Source organism: Flavobacterium sp. FlaQc-30 (assembly GCF_044005885.1).
Lineage (GTDB): Bacteria > Bacteroidota > Bacteroidia > Flavobacteriales > Flavobacteriaceae > Flavobacterium.
The window spans coordinates 1-23,130 of record NZ_JBIPCO010000013.1 but is presented as its reverse complement, the minus strand read 5'-3'; the positions used below and the strand labels follow the sequence as shown (position 1 = coordinate 23,130).

The following is a 23,130-nucleotide window of genomic DNA, read 5'->3' as shown; positions in this document are numbered from 1 at the left end:
TGGTGCAAAATTACTTTCGTGCAGAACGAAAGTCAAAGTCAAAAAGGGTGTATTTGGTGTCATTTTGCGGCAAACACTATTTTTAACTTTTGTTTAAGATGCATTATAACAATAAGTTAAAATAATGGCACACGATACCTGCAGCAAAAAATCCTTAAAAGGACTGCTGTAGAAAAAACAGGAATTTTTTGGTTAAGATTTGGGGCTTACAGCCAGAGTTTTAGCAGCAATTTAAACTAGTTTACTTTTGGGGATGTAAACTCTTTTTTCTTCAAATTGTGTTCTGTAATTTTTGGGAGATATTCCCGCGGCATTGGTAAAAAAACGAATGAAATTGCTCGGGTCCAAAAAGTGGAGTTGAAAGGCTATTTCTTTAACACTCATATTCGTGTATCGAAGTAAACGTTTGCTTTCTATTACAATTTCTTCCGTAATTACCTTCTTTGGAGACATACCATAAATTGCATTGCATATTTCGTTCAACGACTTTACGGGTATATTAAGCAAATCAGCATAATCTTTAACAAGTTTAAGCTGTTTCAGATTATCTTTTACCAATTTTCTAAAGTGATTGGCAATATTGACATCTCCTTTCTTAAAGGTTTCGATTGGACTGTAAGCTCTGTCTAATAATTCTTTCTGAGAGAACAACAAAAGACGCTCCACAGTATTATGAGCAAAATGATACATTAAGTCATCAAACGGTTTTCTGCATAAATGCGACAGCGATTGATAGTATTGCTCAATGATCTTTCTTAAAGAGTTGTGCAGTTTATATTTTAAAGCATGTTCTGAATTAAAAAAAACGCAAGAGGTCAAAAACTGTCTGTCAAGATCTGTTCGACAATAAAAATCTTCATTAAAACAAACAAGAAGCACTTCAAAACTCGTTTTGGTATCAATACTGAATACTTGATTTATACCTACAAAACCACATTCAAATTTATTTATATCGATTAGATTATTATCGATATTTAAAGTTAACTCTCCAGATTTTAACCAGAACATTTGATAGAATGAACTTCTAAGGGATGTATTCAGGAGTGGACTTTCTTGAGATTTAATTAAATGTACGCTGTATCCGCTAGGGAAGTGTTTTTTGTCAAGGGTAAGAATTTCAATCATGTTATTTTTGTAAAAGTCAATGTAACTCCTAAAGATAGCAAAATTGATGCAAATTGATAGGTGTAGATTGAAAAGAAATGTATAGAAATACCACCTAAATAAAGCAATTAAATAGATGTGGTTAAGTGCTAGTTTTTTAGTGTTTTATTGAATAGATTAATTGTAAATTGTAAAAGAAGAGAGCCAGGAAAGGGATTTAATTGGATTGTTAATTATAGAAATTAATCATAGGAATTGGAGTTTGTTATTTTTGATAAAGAAAAACTCATAAAGTTGGATTTTTACGAATAAAATGAGAATTAACATTGTAAAAAGCCTGATTAAATTATAAATTATATAAATTAGCAATTCCTCATATAATTTGATATAAAATGATTTTTAGATTACCACTCATCAGCTTTCTAAGCCTGTTTTTTCTACTCCTAAGTACAATAGTAAACGCTCAGACACAAAACACTTTTACAGGGTGGGGTGCTTTATTTTCGAGTTATAAACTAAATGATAAATTCAGCATTCATTTTGACGGACAAGCAAGATCTACAGATGAAATAAAAGATATGCAGTCTTATATTATTCGTCCGGGATTAAATTACCATGTAAAGGATAATATGATTGCAACAGTAGGTTACGCTTATATAGGAAATTATAGAAGTGTTATGGATGTTGATGGCTGGATACCCGAACACAGAATATGGGAGCAGTTTATTTACAACCAGAAATTTACATTATCTAATCGTCCAGTTACTTTGCAGCACCGTTTTAGATTAGAGCAGCGCTTTATGGGACAACCAGTGATTGATCAAAACGAACTTGTAAATGATAGTTTTGAGTTTGCACAGCGATTACGCTATTTTGCACGTTCCATTTTTCCGTTATCCCAAACCGCTAGTTTTACCAATGGTGCATTTGTAGCATTACAGAATGAAATTTTTGTAAATATTCAAAATGCTCCAAACGATAGTTTTTTCGATCAAAATAGAGCTTATTTAGCATTAGGATGGCGATTAAGTCCTAAATTTGATATTGAAGCAGGATATATGAATCAGTACATTCTTGGCAAAAATGTCAATACCGTAAATAATATAGTGCAAGTAGCGGCTTATGTAAGGCTTTAAACGTATTCAATACTTGTAAATTTTAAAACATCCCAAGAAGAATTTTTCTTTTTGGGATGTTTTTTTTTACCGAACTATTTTTATCCTATACAGCAGATGAATTTTAATTTAGTTATGTTAATTTATTTTGTTATTAAATATTTGTAAAGTAAAAGATAAGATATAATCACTTGTGCTTTTATTTTAAGTAAATTCTATTTTGGTTTTTTGATTTTTTTTCTTTCAAAAAAAGAGGTATCTTGCACAAAGTTAAAAGCACTTGTAATAATGACTATTTCAAATTTTTATTTAAAAAATAACAGCTTGATGCGCCTAATGGGCACGTTATTATATTTGCATGACGATACTTTCTTAAAAAGTTCGAAAGAGTTTATTAATTAAGCCCTGTCAAAACTCTAGACAGGGATTCTTTTATTCAGACGGCTCATTTATTTAATCTTCAATTTTTATTTAGGATTAGGATATCATTGAATTTACACGCTTAAGAGCCATAAAATGGTTCAATGATGAGTTATATATCTTACCTAGGAAAAATGGAGCAAACAGAAAGTTATGTCACAATTACAAAATATCATTTTAACAACAGGAATATACGATTTAATTAAAGATCACGTAAGAAGAAAAAAGGTAACCATACAAGAAGAAAAATTACTTCTAGATGAACTTAAAAAAGCAACACAAGTACTGAGAAGAGATTTACCAGAAGATATTGTTTCAGTAAATCGAAGAGTAACTTATAAAGATCATGCAACAAATGAAGAGAAAACGGTTGTGTTTGTAGGTCCTGAGAAAACAAAAGTTAGTAAAAATAAAATTTCAATTCTTTCTGATGAAGGTATTGCAATGGTAGGATACAAAGTTGGAAATCTAGTAGAGTGGCCGGCTAAAAAAGGCGATTTGAAATTTGAAATCCTAAAAGTAGAAGAAGTAGCTTAAACCTTCTTTTTTAATCAAAAAATATCCCATAAGGAATCTTTCTTTATGGGATATTTTGATTCATACCTCATTTTAGTACGACAGGTTTAAATAATTTCTTCGAGAGATTGGCTTAAAATGGCAACCGCATTTTCCATTTCTGTGTTGTCTAAATGCCCAAAGCCTAAACGTGTAGCAGTTAAATCTTTTGTTTGATATAAAATTGTTTTTGGCAGGAATAATCCATTTGCAATACATTGTTTTTGAAGCTTTATTAAATTAAAGCGGTCCAGCCATTCTACCCAAATTGCCAAACCTCGAACAGGAATTTGGAATTTGATTTTTCCGTCTAATTTTTCCTTTAGCAATGAGACAAAATAATCTCGACGTTCTTTATAGATTTTTTTATTCTTTTTTGAAAGACGATGAACTTCACCTTCCATAATCCACTCCGTTAAAACCTGCTCTTTAATAACATCAATACCAGGTTCCAGAATATTTTGATGTTTCTCTAGTTCTTGAATAAACTCCGAAGGTGCAGCAATAAATCCGTAACCAAAACCTGCTGGCAAAGACCTTCCAAATGATCCAATATAAACGACCCTTTCACTAGAGCCTAAAGCAGCCAAAGGTAATACAGGATTATTATCATAGTGAAAATCGAAATCGTAATCATCCTCGACAATAACAAATCCGTATTTATTGGCTAGTTCAAGCACTTCCATTCTTTTTTTGGCGCTAAGAGAAGTTGTTGTTGGATAATGATAATTAGACGTAAGATACAATAATCGAATCTCTTGCGTTTCGCAAACTTGTTTTAGATGCTTTGTATCGATTCCGTCTTTATCAACCGGTATCGAGATTATTTGTGCGCCGCTGTCAGACAATGTCATATTAGACATATAATAGCCCGGAGAAGCAACTACAACTTTGTCATTGGGAGAAATTAGCAATTTTGTAACCAGATACAAGCTGATTTCATGACTTGATGTTGTGAGTAAATTTGACGTAGAAATGCGTATGCCTCGGGTTAAATTTAAAAAATTAGAAAATTGAGTTTTAAAATTTAGATGAGACTGCGTTTGAATTTGTTCCCAAGTTTCTGCATGTTTTTTTCTTTTTAATTTAGAAACATAAAGTCTTGCCAGAACATCAGTTTGAACGAGTCGTAAATCAGGCAAACCATCGTTAAATTGATAAGGTAAGGTACTGGTTTCTTTAGGATTTTCAAGAATTGTAGAACGTTTAAAAGTAAAAGGCTGACTTGTTTTTGAGGTATTTCGATCTTCAGTAAATACAAATTCAGCCTTGTTTTTTTGTTTTTTTTCTGATAAGATAAATGTTCCCTTATTGGGTAAAATTTCGATCCAGCCTTGTAATTCTAAATCCTGAAAAGCTTTGATAAGCGTATTTCTATTAACCTCTAATAATGTGCACAATATGCGCGTTCCAGGAAGTTTTGTGCCTTCAGGAAGTAAACCTGTTTGTATGGCTTTTATAAACTCAAAAACGATCTGTAAATATATAGCTGTTGATTCTTCAGGCTTAAGCTGAATGAAACTTTTGAAAGGAATTTGAACCGGACTATTCATTTTTATAAAACTGGTACACATTAGTAGTACGGCAAGATACTACTTTTGCAAAAAATTTAAAAAAATGACTAAGATTTATTTTGCTTTATTTGCCTTTATGAGCATTGGCGGATACGCTCAGGTGCAAAAAGACACTATTAAAATTGAAGAAGTAATAATTAACGAAAACAGATTTAGCACGCCTATTTCTAAAAAAAATAGAAATGTATATGTAATTGATAAAGCGGCGATTGAAAAATTGCCAGGGAAAACGATTCAAGAAGTTCTGCAATATGCTAATGGTGTCGATTTAAGACAAAGAGGCCCGTTTGGAAGTCAGGCGGATGTGAGTATTGATGGCGGAAGTTTTGAACAGACTGTTGTGCTTATAAACGGAACTAAAATTATCGATTCTCAAACGGCGCACAATATGCTTAATTTACCGATTCCAGTTGAAGTGATCGAAAGAATTGAAATAATTCGAGGGCCAGCGGCGCTTACTTATGGAATAAATAGTTTAACGGGAGCGATAAATATTATTACCAAAAAGCCTACTCAATCTGGTTTTTTAGTAAATACTTATGCAGGTTCTAATTTTGAAAAAGATACGCAAGATACTGGAGATACATTTTACGGTACGGGAATTCAGGTTGGAGGAGTTTTAAGTAAAGAGAAACAACAGCATTCGCTTTTTGCTTCTCATGATAAGAGTAACGGATATCGCTACAATACGGCTTTCGAGAATAATAAAATATTTTATCAAGGTAATTATCAGATTAACGACAACAATGAAATTTTAAGCTCATTTGGTTATATCAATAACGGATTTGGTGCAAACGGATTTTATGCTGCTCCGGGTGATAGAAATTCGAGTGAGGTTGTACAAACCACATTTGCATCTGTACAATCAAAACATCAATTGTCAAACAAATGGGCACTTATGCCTCGAGTGAGTTATAGATATAACTATGATGATTATCGTTATTTTGGAATTTCTAATCTAAAAGCGGGCAGAAGCCAGCATTATACCAACTCATTAGCTGCCGAAGTTAATACAACTTACAAGATGGAAAAGGGAGAATTGGGTTTTGGTGCCGAAGTACGTTCCGAAGACATTAGTTCCTCTAATATTGGTGATCATGACAGAGAAAATTTTGGAGTTTATCTGCAATACAGAACTACTTTTATTGAGAAGTTAGATGTGAATTTAGGTACTTATCTTAATTATAATTCAGATTATAAATGGCAGGTTTATCCGGGTCTTGATGCAAGTTACGCCGTTACAAATGCTTTTAAAATTGTTGGAAATATTGGAACAAGTCAGCGTATACCATCATTTACAGATTTGTATTTAAATCAGCGTCCTGGGAACATTGGTAACCAAAATTTGGTAACTGAAAATGCATTTCAGAGCGAGATTGGATTCAAATACACCAAGCAGAATTTTAGTTTTAATGCCAATTATTTCTACAGAAAGATCAGCAATTTTATAGATTGGACAAGAGATGTTACCACTCAGCCGTGGCAAAGTAACAACTACGGAAATCTGAATACAAATGGTTTTAATTTGCGTACGAACTATAGAGTTAATTTTTCTAGTGATTCTAGGCTAAACATTAATTTGGCATACTCTTATTTAGATTTTAAATTTCAAGATGTTATCGATGATCTTTATGCTAAATATTTGGTTTCGTCCCTCGAACATCAAATAACAAATACAATCGATTTTCAACATAAAAAGTTTACGGCGTTATTTGCTACTCGTTTTAATAAAAGAATAACTGGTCCATCATACTGGATTAATGATTTTAGAGTAAGTCAAGCCATAAACAAACTAACAATTTATGTTGATGCACAGAATATCTTCAATGCTAAATATTATGAAGTTGGAGCAATTCCGCTTCCTTCAAGATGGTTTAGCTTGGGCGTAAAATTTGTGACTTTTTAAATATTATAGATTACGTTTTTTAAACCGCAGAGAGCGCAAGGGATTACGCAAATAACAAAAGTTTAGTGTAATTCTTTGCGCTCTCTGCGGTTAATTTTTTACAATAACACCTTAAGTCATACAATCGGTCACTTTTTGGGCTGGATATTTAAACAGTTGGTATTTGTAGAATGATTAATTGAATTTTAGTGGTAGATTTGTTATTATTATAAATTTAATAAAATCCTGATCTAATAAGGCTATGAGTACATTATTCGTAAAAAACATGGTTTGTAATCGCTGTATAATGGTAGTTCAAAATGAACTCGAAAAACTCGATTTAGACTTTACAAATATTAAACTTGGAGAAGTAAGCCTGACAAAAGAACTTAGTTCAGACGAAAGAAATTTGCTTGAAGAAGCTTTAGTTTCTTTAGGTTTTGAGGTAATTGATGATAAAAAAAGCAGGATAATCGAAAAGATAAAAAATATCATCATCGATTTAGTACATCATCAGGATAATGACACAAAGAATAATTTATCAGATATATTAAGCGAAAAAATCAATCATGATTACAATTATCTTTCAAATTTGTTTTCTGAAGTTGAAGGGACTACGATAGAAAAATATTTTATTGCGCAAAAAGTCGAAAAAATAAAAGAGCTTTTGGTTTATGATGAGTTATCGCTGAGCGAAATAGCTTTGCGCTTAAACTATTCAAGTGTTGCGTACTTAAGTAATCAATTTAAGAAAGTAACGGGATTAACGCCAAGTCATTTTAAACAGATTCGATCAGAAAAAAGAAAGCCGCTGGATAAGGTTTAAGTAAATTTTACAAATCAAATCCATAATTACGCAATAGAACTTACTGCTATTGTTGCCAACTTTGCATAATAAATTACAACAAGTGAATTATGGCAACAAATAATAATACTAAGGAAGCAATTTTCATTCCGCTGGAAAACGTAGAGAGTGAGCACTGTGCTTTAATCGTAGATAAAGGATTAGCAGAGATAAAAGGTGTTGAAACTCATAAAGTAGAAGTAAACAACCGCAGAGCTGTTATTACCGTAAAAGGAAATGAAACGGTTGGCAATGCTGTAAAGGCTATTAAAGATTTAGGGTATGGTGTACCAACCGTAAAAAAAACTTTTCCTGTTCTAGGCATGACTTGTGCATCTTGTGCAGGCAGCGCAGAAAGTATTGTATCGTATGAATTAGGAGTAGTTGATGCATCGGTAAACTTTGCAACTGGAAATTTAACGGTGGAGTATCTTCCGAATCTTACAGATGCAAATAAACTTCAAAAAGCAGTTCAAGCTGTTGGTTACGATTTACTTATTGAAGATGAAGCTAGGCAGCAAGAATCTTTAGAAGCTATTCATGCTGAGAATTTCAAAAAATTAAAAAATAAAACCATTTGGGCAGTTCTATTATCACTGCCTGTAGTAACTATTGGTATGTTCTTTATGGATATGCCTTATGGTAATGAAATTATGTGGCTTTTTTCTACACCGGTAATTCTTTGGTTAGGGAAAGACTTCTTTATAAATGCATGGAAACAAACCAAACACGGTTCTGCCAATATGGATACGCTGGTGGCTTTAAGTACAGGAATTGCGTATTTGTTTAGTGTATTCAATATGTTATTCATGGATTTTTGGCATCAACGAGGCTTACATGCTCACGTATATTTTGAAGCTGCAGCGGTAGTTATTGCATTTATTCTTCTAGGTAAATTATTAGAAGAAAAGGCGAAAGGAAATACTTCATCAGCAATAAAAAAACTTATGGGTTTACAGCCCAAAACCGTAATGGTTATTCAGCCTGACGGCACCGAAAAACAAACTGTTATTGAGGATGTACATGTGGGAGCAATTATCTTGGTAAAACCAGGTGAAAAAATTGCTGTAGACGGAATGGTGATTTCGGGGAATTCATACGTTGATGAAAGTATGTTGAGTGGTGAACCTGTTCCTGTGTTGAAAACAGAGAATGAAAAGGTTTTTGCTGGAACAATAAATCAAAAAGGAAGTTTTCAGTTTGAAGCTGTTAAAGTTGGTAGAGAAACCATGCTTGCGCAAATCATTAGAATGGTGCAAGATGCTCAAGGAAGTAAGGCTCCTGTACAAAAACTAGTAGATAAAATTGCAGGTATTTTTGTTCCTATTGTTATTGGTATAGCAATATTAACTTTTATTGCTTGGATAGTTTTAGGAGGTGATAATGCTGTGGCGCAAGCTTTATTGGCCGCTGTTACGGTATTGGTAATTGCTTGTCCTTGTGCCTTAGGTCTTGCGACACCTACGGCAATTATGGTAGGAGTAGGTAAAGGTGCCGAAAATGGGATACTAATTAAAGATGCCGAAAGTTTAGAATTAGCCAGAAAAGTTACTGCTATTGTTTTGGACAAGACTGGAACTATTACCGAAGGAAAACCACAAGTAACAGGTGTTAAATGGTTAGATAATAATGATGTAACAAAAGATATATTACTGAGTATCGAAAAGCAATCTGAGCATCCTTTGGCAGAAGCCGTAGTGAAAAAATTAGATGGTGTGCAAAGCGTGTCTTTATCAGGTTTTGATAGTATTACTGGTAAGGGAGCAAAAGCAATTTATAATAATGAAACCTATTTTGTAGGGAATAAAAAATTATTAACTGAAAATACTATTACGATTGCTGATTCATTAGTAGATCAAGCTGATGCTTGGGGTAAAGAATCTAAAACTGTAATTTGGTTTGCTAATAGTAAAGAAGCGCTTTCGGTTATTGCAATTTCCGATAAAATAAAAGAGACATCTGTAGAAGCGATTAAACAAATGCAAGATATGGGTATAGAACTCTATATGCTTACAGGCGATAATGAAGCTACTGCAAAAGCTATCGCTGAACAAACAGGAATAAAACATTATAAAGCAGAGGTAATGCCTCAGTATAAAGCTGATTTTGTAAAAGAATTACAGCAGCAAGGTAAAGTTGTAGCAATGGTTGGTGATGGTATAAACGACAGTACGGCATTAGCAACTGCTGATGTAAGTATTGCAATGGGCAAGGGAAGTGATATTGCAATGGATGTAGCGAAGATGACTATTATTTCGTCAGATCTTAACAAAATACCTCAAGCTATTCGTTTGTCTAAACAAACAGTAGCAACCATAAAGCAAAACTTATTTTGGGCGTTTATTTATAATCTAATTGGTATTCCTCTTGCTGCAGGAGTATTATATCCAATAAACGGATTTTTATTAAATCCAATGATTGCTGGAGCCGCAATGGCCTTGAGCAGCGTAAGTGTAGTAAGTAACAGTTTGCGTTTAAAATGGAAAAAGTAAACCTTGATGCGTTTGCTAAAACGGCGGCTTCCTAATTTATATGCCGCCGTTTTAAATTAACTTTAGTTTAATTGATTTATTTATTGACCTCATTTTTCCTCTTCATTACGATTTTTGAAGCAGGTAAAATGAGGTCTTTTTTTGAAATAAAGCGCTATAAATAACACAGCAAATAAAAACCTTTGCCCCTTAGTATCTCAGAACCTCAGAGCCTTAGAACCTTTTTTCGAAACAATCAGTAAATATCACAAATCAAATACGGAATATTATAAGCAAATTGAGGTAAAAATGGCGGAAATTTGCTGTATCAAATAATTGTAAAACATCATACAAAATGGAAAATAAAAATCTTCAATTCAAAACAACCCTTAATTGCGGCGGATGTGTAGCAAAAGTAAAATCTGATTTGGACAATGCTAAAGGTATTGCTCAATGGAATGTAGATACTGATAATGCTGATAAAATCCTTACCGTTCAATCAGAAGGAGCAACAGAGGACGAAATAGTTGCGATTATTAAAAGTAAAGGTTTTAAGGCTGAGCCTATATAAGCTTAGAGTTTTTTTATTCTTTTAAAAAATACAATTTAATTGTTGTTTAAATGCAAAAAGCGTCAGTTTTCAATAGAAAAGTGACGCTTTTTTTATCATATAGAATTTTAATTTTCGCAGAAAGAGCCTATTTGTTTTAAGTGTCTCTCTGTTTGGTATTTATTAAAGTTATCCCACTTAGGAGGAAAGTTTGTTTTTTGTCCGTACATAGCATCCAAACAAACATTGTTTTCTTTGTATTTATGATGCAAAACTTCTAGAATTTTAAAGAAGAATTTATCCAGCATTACAATGGCTTCGAATTCAGTTTTTAACGTATTATAGTTTTCATCTGAAGAATCTAAAAGCTGTAGTAAATTTAAAACTTCATTCTTTTCTTCTTCGTTGATTTCAGTTGAATAGCCCATTTTTAAAGTTTTAAAAACGAGATTATTCCACGCTTTGCTGTCATGCGCCCATTGTACATCAGGTAAATTCAACGAATGCTCGCAAATTAAAATAATCGAGAAAAGAACATCGTTTAAGTATTGTGCCGGAAACTCATCAAAACTTCTGAATTCAAAACCGCTTTGGTACATTTTTTCCTGATTAAAATCAAGACCAATTTCCGAGAGCATTTCATATTCCATTTCAGCTTCAACTTGATCACGCCACCAAATATTTTCTTCTTTTGTAAACTTCAGTAATTTTCTAAAATCATCTACTTTATAAGTTAAGATTTTTCCTTTTGGCATTGCTTTATTGTAAGTGCCTACACCTATGTAGCGAGACATTGCATTACGCATAGAGCCCAAAGTAAATTTTTTGTCCATGCTGTAAGTGTCGCTTATTACTCCCATAATATCGGGGCTTCCAAGAGTAGCTATAAAAAACGGCTCAAACCATTGCAATAGATAAATGGCGTTTGAATGTGTTTTTTCAAAATCATTATAATCTACAATTCTGCTGTCTTCAGTTAATGATGGTAAAGTAATATGAAAATGATACGTTCCGTTATTAAACAAAACCAGATTTTCCTGATTTGTCATAAACATATTAAGACCATTGTTGTAATCTGGAAAATTTAATTTTCCGTTCAATATGCGCGATTCGTTTATTTTATCAATAAAAAGCTTTTTGGTTGCTTTAAGTTCTTTGCACGAATCAACTACCGTTCTGTTTTCAAAATATTTAGTTACAAACTCGATAGAATCACCATCAAAATGAACAGATCCCATTGTTTTGTTTCTTTGAGTAATCATGCTCTGAATATTATATGGCTGATCCTCTAGAAAAAGCTCCATAATCGATTTTCCAAGATAATCTGGATTTTCGATAGGCTGTGTGCTTACCTCACTGTTTTCGGCAGAAGGTAAAGGCTTTAATGGCGATAATGTTTTGTGCTGATAATTGATATCAAGTTTTTCCAGAGAATGACTATTCATCATTCGGCTTACGGTGTAGCTTTCATTCAAATTAAAAGCTTTTTTTAAAACAGGAGCAAGGCTTTCTGGTTTATAACACTTTCTGTAATCAATACTGTATTTTTCAAAACCAATTTTTTCTTGTATAAATTCACCAGAAACTATCAAGGGATCTGCAAATTGCAAATAGGTTTCATTCTCTAATCCAATTCCCCAATAATATTTTTTTGTCTGATTGTCTTTCATTTATACTTTTTTTCTTTTTTATGGTTGATAAAACTTTTTTAGATTGATACTTTTTATTGATAAACGTGAACCTAATTCTGTTAAAATTAGGGACAAGAAACCTTGTAACGGATTAAGCATTAATGTTGCCTCCATTATAAAAGTTTTTCGTTTACTTTTAAAAATATAGGAAATTATCGTTTAGAAATTGCGCCTTTATATCGACTGAAAGAGGAATAAAAAAATAAAATTTTACAATTGGGTTATAAAATAGTTATCGTTATTAATCGCTTTTATATCAATAATTTAAGCTGGAGTATAGCGTAGACGGAACTTTTGCAATACTTGTTTTTTTCTAAGCTGCAAAAGTAGTGAATAATTAGATTATTTCCAAGCTGTTAGTGCAATGGAAATGAATATGTTTTTTTAGGGTTTTAAAATAAAACTCAAATGCTTTTTATTCGTGATAATAAAAAACATAAGAAGAGTACAATTCGTCATTCCACCAATCTTTTCTAATTTCCGAAAAGTAGTTGTAATTCAGCTTTCCAGCTTGCGATTGCAGCGGATAAATTACCATACCATTCTCTCGATAAGCTTTGTGCAAATCAGTTTCGGGAACAACAGGAACAATATGCCCAGAAAGTCCTTTCTCTCTTCTTTTCGCGCAAATTATTCCAATTCCGCCATTAGTATTTACTTTATTTTGAATTTCATCAGGACTATGCATTCTTTCCCAGCCAAAATTTGAACCCCATTGCAAAAACCAATCGTGTATAGCGCTAGAGTAAATGCGATCAACAGTTTTTTCAAAAACAGCTTCAACCTCTTGTCCATTCATTATCTTTTCGAAAGCTTCATCAGTCCACCAAACCGTTGGGAGATACACTTTAGAGAACCAGCAATAATCATAAGAATAGACATTGCAGTAAGTATCTTCTACAGTTCTTTGATATCTAATGTTTTTTTCAACATCCAGCTTGTCAATCAACCGTGCAATACTTTCTTTTTTACTGGCTGCATCTGTTAAATCTCTATATGGAATATCGGAATCAGAAAGAGGAGTTTCCTTCATTTCCATAGAATTTAATCTAGAGTTAGGATTAGGTAATAAATCGGCTTTTAGTATTTTATTATTTGATACAGGATTATTTTCTACAGCTAATGATCCTGTTGCTATGGTATATTCTTTCATCTTGAATGCTTAAAATTAATGGACATAAACCAGCAGGAATTTGTATTCGTGCCATTTGGTTTTATTGCCAAAAAAGTAAATATAGGGATTTTGAAGTTTTCTAACCCTTATAGAAACGGACAAATTATGAAAATATTAGGATTATTTTTGTTTGTATAAGTGGTCTTTCTTTTTAATTAAGAATTATCGATTAGCTTGAAGCGTGAGTTTTCTCTATCTTTGCATTTTTAAAAATACTTCATGAATTCCCCTGTTAAAGCCGTTCATCCCATATATAATCTTCAGTTTGGATTAGTTTGTTTAAGTTCATTACTCTTTTCCGCTAGTTTCAATATGCTGATTCCTGAACTCCCAGAATATCTGAGTAAAATGGGCGGAGCAGAATACAAAGGATTAATTGTGGCGTTTTTTACATTAACAGCAGGAATTTCAAGACCATTCAGCGGTCGGTTGACGGATACTTTAGGTAGAGTTCCCGTTATGGCAGTTGGTTCAATTGTTTGTTTTGTTTGTGGTATTCTGTATCCCGTTTTAGGAACGGTTTCTGGCTTTTTGTTTTTACGATTAATTCACGGATTTTCAACAGGATTCAAACCTACAGCAACGGCAGCTTATGTTGCTGATATTGTTCCAAGAGAACGCTGGGGAGAAGCTTTGGGTTTACATGGACTTTGTTTTTCTATCGGAATGGCTTTGGGGCCGGCGATTGGGAGTACGATAAAAATATATTCTTCTATGAATATGCTTTTTTACGCGTCTTCTGTTTTTGCACTTTTGTCTATTGTAATATTAATGAATATGAAAGAAACGTTGAAACACAAACAACGTTTTAGTCTGCGTATTCTTAGAATTTCGAGAAAAGACATTATTGCTGTAGAAGTACTTCCGGCAGCTATAGTAACCTTTCTTTCTTATATGGCTTATGGCGTAATATTGACATTAATTCCGGATTGGAGCCAGCATTTAGGAATAACCAATAAAGGTTTGTTTTTTATGGTCTTTACAATTACTTCGGTAATGATTCGTTTTGGAGCAGGAAAAGCATCTGATAAATATGGTCGTTTGCATTTAATAGGTATTGGACTTTTCTTTTTAATTGTATCACTTGTAATCGTTGGATTTTCAACATCGATCAGCGGACTTTTAATAGGCGCAGCAATCTACGGAATCTCTACGGGAATTGTTTCACCAGCTCTTAATGCTTGGACGGTTGATATGAGTTTTGCAGATCATCGAGGAAAAGCAATGGCGACAATGTACATTGCGCTTGAGGCTGGAATTGGTCTTGGTGCTCTTATAGCTGGATGGATGTATCAAGATGTAATTGCAAAAATTCCGATGCTTATGTACGCCAGCGCTGCAATGGTATTTCTGGCTCTTACTTACGTATGGATGCGATTGCGAAAAACTAAAACTGCTTAATTTTACGATCCAAATACTGTAAAATTGTTAATGATAATTTAATGATTAGTTTACTGCATCTGATTTCTAGTATTTGGAATATATTTACTTTTCAAAAACGAAATCAAAATGAGAAAAACTACTTTATCATTATTATTTACGCTGATTAATCTATCTTTTGTTTTTGCTCAAACAACCAAGCAGGAATTATTTGATACTCCCGAAAAAACGGCGGGGGTATATTATGCTTATCCAGAAAAAGATATTGTACCTCTTACACCTGTTCCAAAAGGGTATGAAGCATTTTATATTAGTCATTTTGGGCGTCACGGCTCTCGTTATTTAATAAGTGATAATGATTATAAAGAGGTTATCAATTTGTTTGAAGATGCTGATAAAAATGGAGCTTTAACGGCTTTGGGTAAAGATGCTTTAAAACGATTACAGCAGCTTTGGATTGAGGTTGAATTTAGAGGCGGCGATCTTTCTCCGCTAGGACAACGAGAGCAAAGAGGTATTGCGGAACGTATGTATGCAAATTATCCGAAAGTATTTACAAAAGATGCTCAAGTAGAGGCAAGTGCAACATCAGTATTGCGAGTGGCATTAAGTATGGATGCTTTTTGCGAACGAATAAAAGAGTTTAATCCAAACTTACAGATTACTCGAAATGCTGGTGTAAAATGGCAGCAATACTTGAATTATCATACAAAAGAAGCAATTGCTTTTAGAAGTGCTAAAGATACTTGGAAAGTAGATTTTCTAAAATTTGAGGCTGCTCATACCCAGCCAGATCGTTTGATAAAATTTCTATTTTCTAACAACGATTATATCCTTACGAAAGTGAATCCAAATGATCTTATGAATAAGTTATTTGCGATCGCAGGAGGAATGCAAAATACCGAAACAAAGTTGTTATTTTATGATTTGTTCGAAAAACAAGAATTGTTTGATTTATGGCAAACCAGTAATTATCGTATATATGTAAATGATGCAAACGCAGCTCTTAATAATGGTATTATGTTTGAAAATCAAAAACCTACACTGAAAAATATCCTTGAAAATGCCAACAAGATGATTGCATCAAAAGGAAAAGGTGCAACACTGCGTTTTGCACATGATGGTAATATAATTCCGTTGGCAATGTTGCTTCATTTAGAAGGAAGTTACAATAGTATTTCAGATTCAAGTAAGTTTTACGAAGTTTGGAGCAGTTTTAAAATTGCGCCTATGGCAGGTAACATACAAATTGTATTTTTCAGGAAGCGAAAATCAGATGATATTCTTGTAAAGTTTCTTTTGCATGAAAAAGAAATATTGGTTCCAACTATTCAAACAGACAAAGCGCCTTATTATCATTGGAAAGATGTAGAAAAGTATTATAAGGGTTTGCTTTCGACTTAAAAAAAGATAAAAGGATGAGATTAATTCTCATCTTTTTTTGTTTACTGGAATATCAAAATGATATAATCGTATCATTTTGATAGCACTATCGTTCGTTTAGAAAGATCTTATTATTGGTGTAAACTAAACACAGACAGCTTGTAAGACGTTCAATAGTGGCGTAACGTATGTATTGGTACGTATTTTGGAAATATTATTTTGTTTTAACATTAATAGTGAAACCAAAAACGCTAAATAAAATATGAAAACCCGACAACCTGTTTTGGACTTTTTAGGCAAAGACTTTTTACTTTGTGAGCCAGCGATTTTATCAATCAATAATCAAGGGATAGAAGAATTACCAAATTTTATAATCGAAATTGCCAATGTTAATCATGTATTTTGGTTAAATGAAATTAGCAATACGACGCTGTCATCAGCTTTAGCTCGGGGAACAGGAATTTCGGGACGTTCGCCAGAATTACTGGAAGAAAAAATGAAAAAAGGTGAAGCTGTAATTGCTTTTGCATCAGATGGAACCTGGGCTGGATTTTCGTTTATTTCCGCTTGGAATAATGGAGAGTATGTTTCTAATTCGGGATTGATAGTAGCGCCGCAATTTAGGCATACGGGTTTGGCTAAAAAAATCAAACAAAAAATTTTCTGGCTCAGCCGTCAAAAATATCCTCAGGCTAAAATATTTAGTTTAACTACGGGATTGGCAGTAATGAAAATGAACCATGAACTAGGTTTTGAACCTGTCACGTATTCTGAATTAACTACCGATGATGCTTTTTGGGAGAATTGCAAATCCTGCGTTAATTGTTCTATTTTAATGAGCAAAGAGCGAAAAAACTGTTTGTGTACCGCTATGCTTTATAATCCGAAACGAGAAAAGTTTTTATAAGATTTAAATATTTAAACTGCTTAAATAGAGCGTTTTATTATGTTTGTTTAGTTTTTATTCTAAAAAAAATCAAGTTTTTAACTAAAAATTATTTGAAATAATACTCTGAATAAAAAAGTAAATAAAAATATCTATATTTTTGTTAGTAAAAAAAGTAGTACCAAAATATGTCAGTTATAGAATGAAAAAAATTACACATCATTACGGAGTAGAGTTGGACTGGGTCGAACCATTTGCTTTAGAACTTGAAGGAAAAGTAGAAGGTAATTTTATTGTAGTTCCTGAACATATTCATACTGGAGACCGATATTTTTTAAATTTTGGCATAGGAATTTCTGTTATGTACATTGATGTCGTTTACAATTCAGAAATTCATTTGAGACAAGAAAACAAATCAGATGATTTTATAGGGTTTTATTATAACCTTACCGAAGGAGAAGCTCTCTTGTTGTCAGATGATGTTGCCAATCCTATAGGAAGATGGAACTGGAATTTGGCTATACTCGACAGTACCTTGTATTCAGATTATATTGTTAAAGAAGGAAGTAAAACTTTTGCCCTTTGTATTTTTATAAAAAAAGAATTGATAAAAGAGTATTTTCAAGACAATCCATCTTTAAAAGAACATGCTGAAGAGATTTTTGATCCCAATTTAAATACAATTGTCAAGTTTACTAGAATGAGTAACGACAGCTATAATTTATTAACGAATTTGCGTGCACAAGAAGTTGGAGGAACCGCTTTTGATCTTTATTTAAGAGGAACAGTTCAGAATTTATTAGCAGAATATATTGAAAAAATGACTTATGAAGAATTAGTCATTGATAAGATAAATGAAGATGATTTAAGATATATAATAAAATCACAATCTTATTTGGTTGAAAATTTGAACGAATTATTTCCAAGTATTGAATTTCTGGCACAGCAGGCAAATATGTCTGAATCAAAATTTAAAAAACTGTTTCGAAAAGTAACTGGAATGACTCCGAACGCTTTCTTTTTGAATAACAAACTCTTAAAAGCAAAACGACTATTGCAAGAAAGACAACTTACTATTTCTCAGATTTCAGATAGTCTAAGCTTCACTAATAGTTCCTATTTCGCGGCGAGATTCAAAGAGTTTTTTGGAATGACGCCAAAAGATTATATTAAACAATTAGAGTAATGAGAGAGATTCGTCATATATATACTTTAACTCCCGACTGGTTGTATCAAGATTTAGAACAACTTGGAGAGGGAGGGGAAGTAATTGACGGTAAAGTGATATTGATGCCTGAATTGGCAGAAGGCGGCGTGTTTTTTACTCAAGTTACATCAGGGCTGTCTGTAGTGCTTTTGGACTTAACGTTTAAAAAAGAAATTTGCATTAGAAGACTAAAATCAGATAGCGATTTGTATATCATTCATTATGATTTTAGTGACGAGATAAATCTAATTCACGTTGACGGAATCAAACATAAAATTGGATATAAAGCCAACTTAGGACTTGGTGTTGTTGATAATGCTATAGAGAATATTTTTCAACCAGTAGTTGGAGAACGTGTTTTTGCATTACGTTTATTAGTAAATAAAAAAATATTGAGTGCATCGATTGCTGATCAAAATTTAAAAAATGCTAATAAACGAAGAATTAAAAGTGATAAAAATACACTCTATTTTTACGATCATATTGATAGTAACAGTAAGTTGATTATACATAACATAAAAAATAAATCTTTTCTCGAACCTTCATTTCAAATTTATCTGCAAGGTGTGAGTTTAAGATTACTTGCCAAGTTTATCAATAGATATTCAAACCTTGCACAATTACTGCATCACATACCAGATAAAGAAGCTGAGGCTTTAAATTTGACAAAAAATTATTTACTGGAAAACTTACTTATAGGATTTCCAGGTGTGGATATGCTTGCCGAAATGGCAGGAATGTCTGTTACAAAATACAAATCCTTATTCAGAAAAATGTTTGTTACTACACCAAATCATTTTTTTATAAGACAAAAGATGATCCTGGCGCAGGAGCTTCTTAAAAGCGAAAATTTTGTTGATTTATCTGATGTCGCTTATAAGCTAAACTATAGCAAGGTAAGCAAGTTCTCTAACTCGTATTTCCAACATTTTGGAAAAAAACCTTCTGATGATTTTATGCGATCAGAATTTTAAAACTGTAAAAACACTTTTGTTTATAGTTTTTTCCTTAATCCTCCAAAGGTTCTTATTCAAAGAAAATGGAGGGAAGTCTTATTATATCGTCACTTATTATTTTTTTGATTTCAGCCTTTTTTGAAATCTTAAGTTTACTCGTAATTTTTTTACCCGTAAAGAAAATAACTAATTCTGTCACTACTTGTTGAATTAGTTTACTGCATTTTTATTTGTATAAGCGATTCTAAAAATACCTTATACTGTTATTTATATGACGTATTTAGGCTATTGAAATTCGTCTATTTGCCCCGTAAATTATTTATTAAGAACGAGGTGAGAATACCTTATTGAGAATTTATCTTCTATTACCCCATAGCATTTTTTATTGAAAAGAATTCTATACCCAAAAGCCTTCCTTAAAAATCTTACTTCTTTTTAAATAACTAACCTGAAAAGGTTAAAGTTTTTGCTGCTTTTTTTAAATAAAATAAAAATTGAATGATGATTGAAATTGAACATACCTATTCGTTATCGGCAAAATGGCTCAGAGCTCTTGCTGAACAATTTGGAACCGAATTAATTGATGATAAGTTATTAATCGCACCAAAAGAAGTGGCTGAAGGCGGATTTTTCTTTACAACAGTTACAAAAGGACTTTCTGTTGTTCTTTTAGATTTAAAATTTGAAAGAAATATTTATCTAAAAAGACTTAAATCCGATAACGGATTGTTTGTTATTCATTATGATTTTAGCGACGAAATGAATTTAATTCATATCGATGGAATCAAACATAAAATTGGGTATAAAGCAAATCTTGGATTAGGCGTTTTTGATAATGCTATAGAGAACGTATTTCAGCCCGTTGTTGGAGAACGTGTTTTTGCCATGCGATTGTTGGTGAGCAAGGAATTAATAAGTTCTTCGATTATAGATACCAATAAAGAGCACACTCATAAACGTAAAATAAAAAGTGATAAAAACACTCTGTTTTTTTATGATCATATCGACAGCAACAGCAAATTAATCATGCATGCTATAAAAAATAAATCTTTTCTCGATCCCGCATTTGAAATCTATTTAAAAGGAGTCAGCCTAAGATTGCTGGCTAAGTTTATTAGCAGATATTCGAATCTTACTCCGATGCTGCATCATATATCAAAAAAAGAAGCTAAAGCATTGAATCAAAAGAAGGATTATTTGCTAAATAATTTAATGAGAGGATTTCCTGGTGTGGAAAGTTTGGCTGAAATAGCGGGAATGTCGGCTACTAAATTTAAAACGCTGTTTAAAAAAATGTATGTAAGTACACCAAATCAGTTTTTTGTGAGAGAAAAAATGATTCTAGCAAAGAAACTGCTTAAAAGTGAAAATTTTGAGAAGGTTTCAGATGTAGCATATGAGTTAAACTTTGGTAAAGTGAGCAAGTTTAACACGTTGTATTTTAAAAAGTATGGCAGAAAACCATCAGACGATTTTGTTAAGTGTTCGTACTAAAAATAGAAATATGGAAGCATAATAGTCGTAATCCTTTTTTTAGAAGACTATTAAGAATTATGAGTTGTAAAATGAGACTATTATAGTTATTAAGCGATTTTTAATAAAATAACAACTGCCTAATATCTGGATAAATTCAGGTGTTAGGCTTTTGAATTTTGAGGGGAATCTTTTCAATTCATATGGGGTAGAATATGCTGTGACTGCCATAGTTTCAGATAGTTATTGCTTTGTAAAACTTCAAAATATTGAATAATTCTTATAAAAGAGGCAAAAAAGACACCGTTTGTTAGTGAATAGGTAGTGTAATCTTTAAATATACCTTATAGTGGTGTTTTTTTGACGTTTTTAGGCTGTTGTAATATGTTCCTTTGCCATGTAAATCATTCGTGTTGTTTGTTCAAACCAAATAGGTACTGAATCTTTCTTTTTGTTGTTGGCTGCTGAGAGAATAGAAAAAAATCATGTTAACCTTTTGATTTTGAAAAATCTAACCAAATATCATTTTACTAATTTAATTATTAACGTTATGAAAATAAAGAACACTTTTTTAGGACTTACGGGTTTATTGTTGTTCTCAACAGTTTCGTATAGTCAGGTAGGAATAGGAACCCTTACGCCAGAACAATCCTCACAGTTGGATGTTACTGCTACGAACAAAGGTATGCTTATACCTCGCATAAAACTGGTACAAACTACATTACAAACACCTGTATTAGGAACAGCAGCTGTGAGTTTGTTAGTTTATAATACACAAACAATTAATGATGTAATCCCTGGGTTTTATTACTGGAATGGAGTAAAGTGGGTACGAATAGTGAATAAAGATGAAATAGACAATTTTAATGAAACTATTACCACATTGTTAAACAATGGAAACGGTACTTATACTTACTCAAGCGAAGATGGTAAAAAAACTACTATAGATATAGGTGAAAATGTAAAAACCTATCAAACATTAACATCATTGAATTATAATGTTTCAACTCAAGTGTTGACGTATAAAGATGAAGATGAAAAATTGCATGAAATTACTTTAGGAGGTTTGACAGGACCAAGAGGATTACCAGGTCTCAATGGGATTGATGGAAAAGATTTCAAGTATGATGATTTTACCCCAGGTCAATTAGCTGGTTTAAAAGGTGCTGATGGAGCAGATGGAAAAGACGGAGCTGATGGGACTGATGGAAAAGATTTTAAGTATGAGGATTTTACACCGGGTCAATTAGCAGGTTTAAAAGGTGCTGATGGATCTAATGGAACAGATGGAAAAGATTTTAAATATGAGGATTTTACCCCAGGTCAATTAGCTGGTTTAAAAGGTGCCGATGGAGCAAATGGAAAAGACGGATCTAATGGGATTGATGGAAAAGATTTTAAATATGAGGATTTTACCCCAGGTCAATTAGCTGGTTTAAAAGGTGCTGATGGAGCAGATGGAAAAGACGGATCTAATGGGACAGATGGAAAAGATTTTAAATATGAGGATTTTACCCCAGGTCAATTAGCGGGTTTAAAAGGCGCTGATGGAGCAAATGGAAAAGACGGATCTAATGGGACAGATGGAAAAGATTTCAAATATGAGGATTTTACGCCGGGTCAATTAGCTGGTTTAAAAGGTGCCGATGGAGCAAATGGAAAAGACGGATCTAATGGAACAGATGGAAAAGATTTCAAATATGAGGATTTTACCCCGGGTCAATTAGCTGGTTTAAAAGGCGCTGATGGAGCAGATGGAAAAGACGGAGCTAATGGGACTGATGGAAAAGATTTTAAGTATGACGATTTTACCCCAGGTCAATTAGCTGGTTTAAAAGGTGCTGATGGAGCAGACGGAATTGACGGAGCAGTTGGACCACAAGGATTACAAGGAGTCGCAGGAACTAACGGAGCAGATGGAAAAGACGGAGTTGATGGAGCTGTAGGACCACAAGGATTACAAGGTATTGCAGGAACTAACGGAGCAGATGGAAAAGATGGAATTGACGGAGCAGTAGGACCGCAAGGATTACAAGGTATTGCAGGAACAAACGGAGCTGACGGAAAAGACGGAATTGACGGAGCAGTTGGACCACAAGGTTTACAAGGAATCGCTGGAACTAACGGAGCAGATGGAAAAGACGGAGTTGACGGAGCAGTTGGACCACAAGGATTACAAGGTATTGCAGGAACTAATGGAGCTGACGGAAAAGACGGAATTGACGGAGCAGTTGGACCACAAGGTTTACAAGGAATCGCTGGAACTAACGGTGCTGACGGAAAAGACGGAATTGACGGAGCTGTAGGACCGCAAGGTTTACAAGGATTACAAGGTATCGCTGGAACAAACGGAGCTGACGGAAAAGACGGAGCTGTAGGACCGCAAGGATTACAAGGAATCGCTGGAGCCAACGGAGCTGATGGAAAAGATGGAGTTGACGGAGCAGTAGGACCACAAGGAT

At 33.1% G+C, this 23,130-nt stretch carries 17 protein-coding genes and 1 pseudogene; 14 read left to right on the top strand and 4 right to left on the bottom strand.

Going from position 1 to position 23,130, the window contains the following annotated elements; translation table 11 throughout:
* Window positions 1-231: 231 nt before the first annotated feature.
* Window positions 232-1,125 (bottom strand): helix-turn-helix domain-containing protein, encoded by an 894-nt coding sequence (locus ACHRV0_RS21435; RefSeq protein ID WP_395442463.1) that lies wholly within the window; start codon window positions 1,123-1,125, stop codon window positions 232-234.
* A gap of 371 nt (window positions 1,126-1,496) precedes the next feature.
* Here ACHRV0_RS21435 and ACHRV0_RS21430 point away from each other — a divergent pair, with 371 nt between their 5' ends.
* Entirely contained in the window at window positions 1,497-2,240 is a 744-nt protein-coding gene (locus ACHRV0_RS21430; RefSeq protein ID WP_395442461.1) for a DUF2490 domain-containing protein, read from the top strand.
* A 552-nt stretch (window positions 2,241-2,792) separates the two neighbouring features.
* Window positions 2,793-3,176, top strand: coding sequence for a GreA/GreB family elongation factor (locus ACHRV0_RS21425; protein ID WP_089055036.1), 384 nt, complete (start codon window positions 2,793-2,795; stop codon window positions 3,174-3,176).
* Window positions 3,177-3,262: 86 nt separating this feature from the next.
* Here ACHRV0_RS21425 and ACHRV0_RS21420 read toward each other — a convergent pair whose 3' ends face one another.
* A complete protein-coding gene (locus tag ACHRV0_RS21420; protein WP_395442459.1) occupies window positions 3,263-4,747 on the bottom strand; it encodes a PLP-dependent aminotransferase family protein in 1,485 nt (494 codons plus the stop codon).
* Between the two features lie 64 nt (window positions 4,748-4,811).
* Between ACHRV0_RS21420 and ACHRV0_RS21415 the strand changes: the two genes are divergently transcribed.
* From ACHRV0_RS21415 to ACHRV0_RS21400, 4 genes are all read left to right on the top strand, one after another.
* Window positions 4,812-6,674 (top strand): TonB-dependent receptor plug domain-containing protein, encoded by a 1,863-nt coding sequence (locus ACHRV0_RS21415; RefSeq protein WP_395442457.1) that lies wholly within the window; start codon window positions 4,812-4,814, stop codon window positions 6,672-6,674.
* Window positions 6,675-6,915: 241 nt separating this feature from the next.
* Entirely contained in the window at window positions 6,916-7,479 is a 564-nt protein-coding gene (locus ACHRV0_RS21410) for an AraC family transcriptional regulator (RefSeq protein ID WP_129024731.1), read from the top strand.
* A gap of 89 nt (window positions 7,480-7,568) precedes the next feature.
* Complete coding sequence (locus tag ACHRV0_RS21405; RefSeq protein ID WP_395442455.1) at window positions 7,569-9,989, top strand: heavy metal translocating P-type ATPase; 2,421 nt, start codon at window positions 7,569-7,571, stop codon at window positions 9,987-9,989.
* A 334-nt stretch (window positions 9,990-10,323) separates the two neighbouring features.
* Complete coding sequence (locus ACHRV0_RS21400) at window positions 10,324-10,539, top strand: heavy-metal-associated domain-containing protein (protein WP_129024729.1); 216 nt, start codon at window positions 10,324-10,326, stop codon at window positions 10,537-10,539.
* Window positions 10,540-10,646: 107 nt separating this feature from the next.
* Here the strand turns inward: ACHRV0_RS21400 and ACHRV0_RS21395 are convergent, their stop codons facing one another.
* Together ACHRV0_RS21395 and ACHRV0_RS21390 are read right to left on the bottom strand one after the other, a co-directional pair.
* Complete coding sequence (locus ACHRV0_RS21395; RefSeq protein WP_395442453.1) at window positions 10,647-12,188, bottom strand: hypothetical protein; 1,542 nt, start codon at window positions 12,186-12,188, stop codon at window positions 10,647-10,649.
* A 436-nt stretch (window positions 12,189-12,624) separates the two neighbouring features.
* Window positions 12,625-13,362, bottom strand: a complete 738-nt coding sequence (locus tag ACHRV0_RS21390; RefSeq protein ID WP_395442451.1) for a hypothetical protein — start codon at window positions 13,360-13,362, stop codon at window positions 12,625-12,627.
* Window positions 13,363-13,380: 18 nt separating this feature from the next.
* Here ACHRV0_RS21390 and ACHRV0_RS21385 point away from each other — a divergent pair, with 18 nt between their 5' ends.
* The 8 genes and pseudogenes from ACHRV0_RS21385 to ACHRV0_RS21350 all read left to right on the top strand — a co-directional run.
* Window positions 13,381-13,521 carry a hypothetical protein gene (locus ACHRV0_RS21385; RefSeq protein ID WP_164975038.1) on the top strand — a complete coding sequence of 47 codons (141 nt, stop codon included), beginning with the start codon at window positions 13,381-13,383 and terminating at the stop codon, window positions 13,519-13,521.
* 81 nt (window positions 13,522-13,602) lie between these two features.
* Window positions 13,603-14,784, top strand: a complete 1,182-nt coding sequence (locus tag ACHRV0_RS21380; RefSeq protein ID WP_395442450.1) for an MFS transporter — start codon at window positions 13,603-13,605, stop codon at window positions 14,782-14,784.
* Window positions 14,785-14,892: 108 nt separating this feature from the next.
* Entirely contained in the window at window positions 14,893-16,167 is a 1,275-nt protein-coding gene (locus tag ACHRV0_RS21375) for a histidine-type phosphatase (RefSeq protein ID WP_395442449.1), read from the top strand.
* Window positions 16,168-16,525: 358 nt separating this feature from the next.
* Window positions 16,526-17,053, top strand: a complete 528-nt coding sequence (locus ACHRV0_RS21370) for a GNAT family N-acetyltransferase (RefSeq protein ID WP_395442475.1) — start codon at window positions 16,526-16,528, stop codon at window positions 17,051-17,053.
* A gap of 181 nt (window positions 17,054-17,234) precedes the next feature.
* Window positions 17,235-18,218 carry a helix-turn-helix domain-containing protein gene (locus tag ACHRV0_RS21365; RefSeq protein WP_395442448.1) on the top strand — a complete coding sequence of 328 codons (984 nt, stop codon included), beginning with the start codon at window positions 17,235-17,237 and terminating at the stop codon, window positions 18,216-18,218.
* The gene (locus ACHRV0_RS21360) at window positions 18,218-19,213 is read left to right on the top strand and encodes a helix-turn-helix domain-containing protein (RefSeq protein WP_395442446.1); all 996 of its coding nucleotides are present in this window, start codon (window positions 18,218-18,220) and stop codon (window positions 19,211-19,213) included. Before ACHRV0_RS21365 ends, ACHRV0_RS21360 begins: the two co-directional genes overlap by 1 nt.
* Before the next feature lie 480 nt (window positions 19,214-19,693).
* The gene (locus ACHRV0_RS21355; protein ID WP_395442445.1) at window positions 19,694-20,689 is read left to right on the top strand and encodes a helix-turn-helix domain-containing protein; all 996 of its coding nucleotides are present in this window, start codon (window positions 19,694-19,696) and stop codon (window positions 20,687-20,689) included.
* Between the two features lie 529 nt (window positions 20,690-21,218).
* Window positions 21,219-23,130 (top strand): annotated as a pseudogene (locus tag ACHRV0_RS21350) (hypothetical protein); the annotation flags it as partial.

Excerpts from the sequence above, each read along its gene's own strand:
- ACHRV0_RS21380 (WP_395442450.1), top strand. The coding sequence starts at position 13,603 with ATGAATTCCCCTGTTAAAGCCGTTCATCCCATATATAATCTTCAGTTT.
- ACHRV0_RS21375 (WP_395442449.1), top strand. The coding sequence starts at position 14,893 with ATGAGAAAAACTACTTTATCATTATTATTTACGCTGATTAATCTATCT.
- ACHRV0_RS21400 (WP_129024729.1), top strand. The coding sequence starts at position 10,324 with ATGGAAAATAAAAATCTTCAATTCAAAACAACCCTTAATTGCGGCGGA.
- ACHRV0_RS21395 (WP_395442453.1), bottom strand. The coding sequence starts at position 12,188 with ATGAAAGACAATCAGACAAAAAAATATTATTGGGGAATTGGATTAGAG.
- ACHRV0_RS21365 (WP_395442448.1), top strand. The coding sequence starts at position 17,235 with ATGAAAAAAATTACACATCATTACGGAGTAGAGTTGGACTGGGTCGAA.
- ACHRV0_RS21435 (WP_395442463.1), bottom strand. The coding sequence starts at position 1,125 with ATGATTGAAATTCTTACCCTTGACAAAAAACACTTCCCTAGCGGATAC.
- ACHRV0_RS21385 (WP_164975038.1), top strand. The coding sequence starts at position 13,381 with ATGGACATAAACCAGCAGGAATTTGTATTCGTGCCATTTGGTTTTATT.
- ACHRV0_RS21410 (WP_129024731.1), top strand. The coding sequence starts at position 6,916 with ATGAGTACATTATTCGTAAAAAACATGGTTTGTAATCGCTGTATAATG.
- ACHRV0_RS21390 (WP_395442451.1), bottom strand. The coding sequence starts at position 13,362 with ATGAAAGAATATACCATAGCAACAGGATCATTAGCTGTAGAAAATAAT.
- ACHRV0_RS21415 (WP_395442457.1), top strand. The coding sequence starts at position 4,812 with ATGACTAAGATTTATTTTGCTTTATTTGCCTTTATGAGCATTGGCGGA.
- ACHRV0_RS21405 (WP_395442455.1), top strand. The coding sequence starts at position 7,569 with ATGGCAACAAATAATAATACTAAGGAAGCAATTTTCATTCCGCTGGAA.
- ACHRV0_RS21430 (WP_395442461.1), top strand. The coding sequence starts at position 1,497 with ATGATTTTTAGATTACCACTCATCAGCTTTCTAAGCCTGTTTTTTCTA.
- ACHRV0_RS21360 (WP_395442446.1), top strand. The coding sequence starts at position 18,218 with ATGAGAGAGATTCGTCATATATATACTTTAACTCCCGACTGGTTGTAT.
- ACHRV0_RS21425 (WP_089055036.1), top strand. The coding sequence starts at position 2,793 with ATGTCACAATTACAAAATATCATTTTAACAACAGGAATATACGATTTA.
- ACHRV0_RS21355 (WP_395442445.1), top strand. The coding sequence starts at position 19,694 with ATGATGATTGAAATTGAACATACCTATTCGTTATCGGCAAAATGGCTC.
- ACHRV0_RS21420 (WP_395442459.1), bottom strand. The coding sequence starts at position 4,747 with ATGAATAGTCCGGTTCAAATTCCTTTCAAAAGTTTCATTCAGCTTAAG.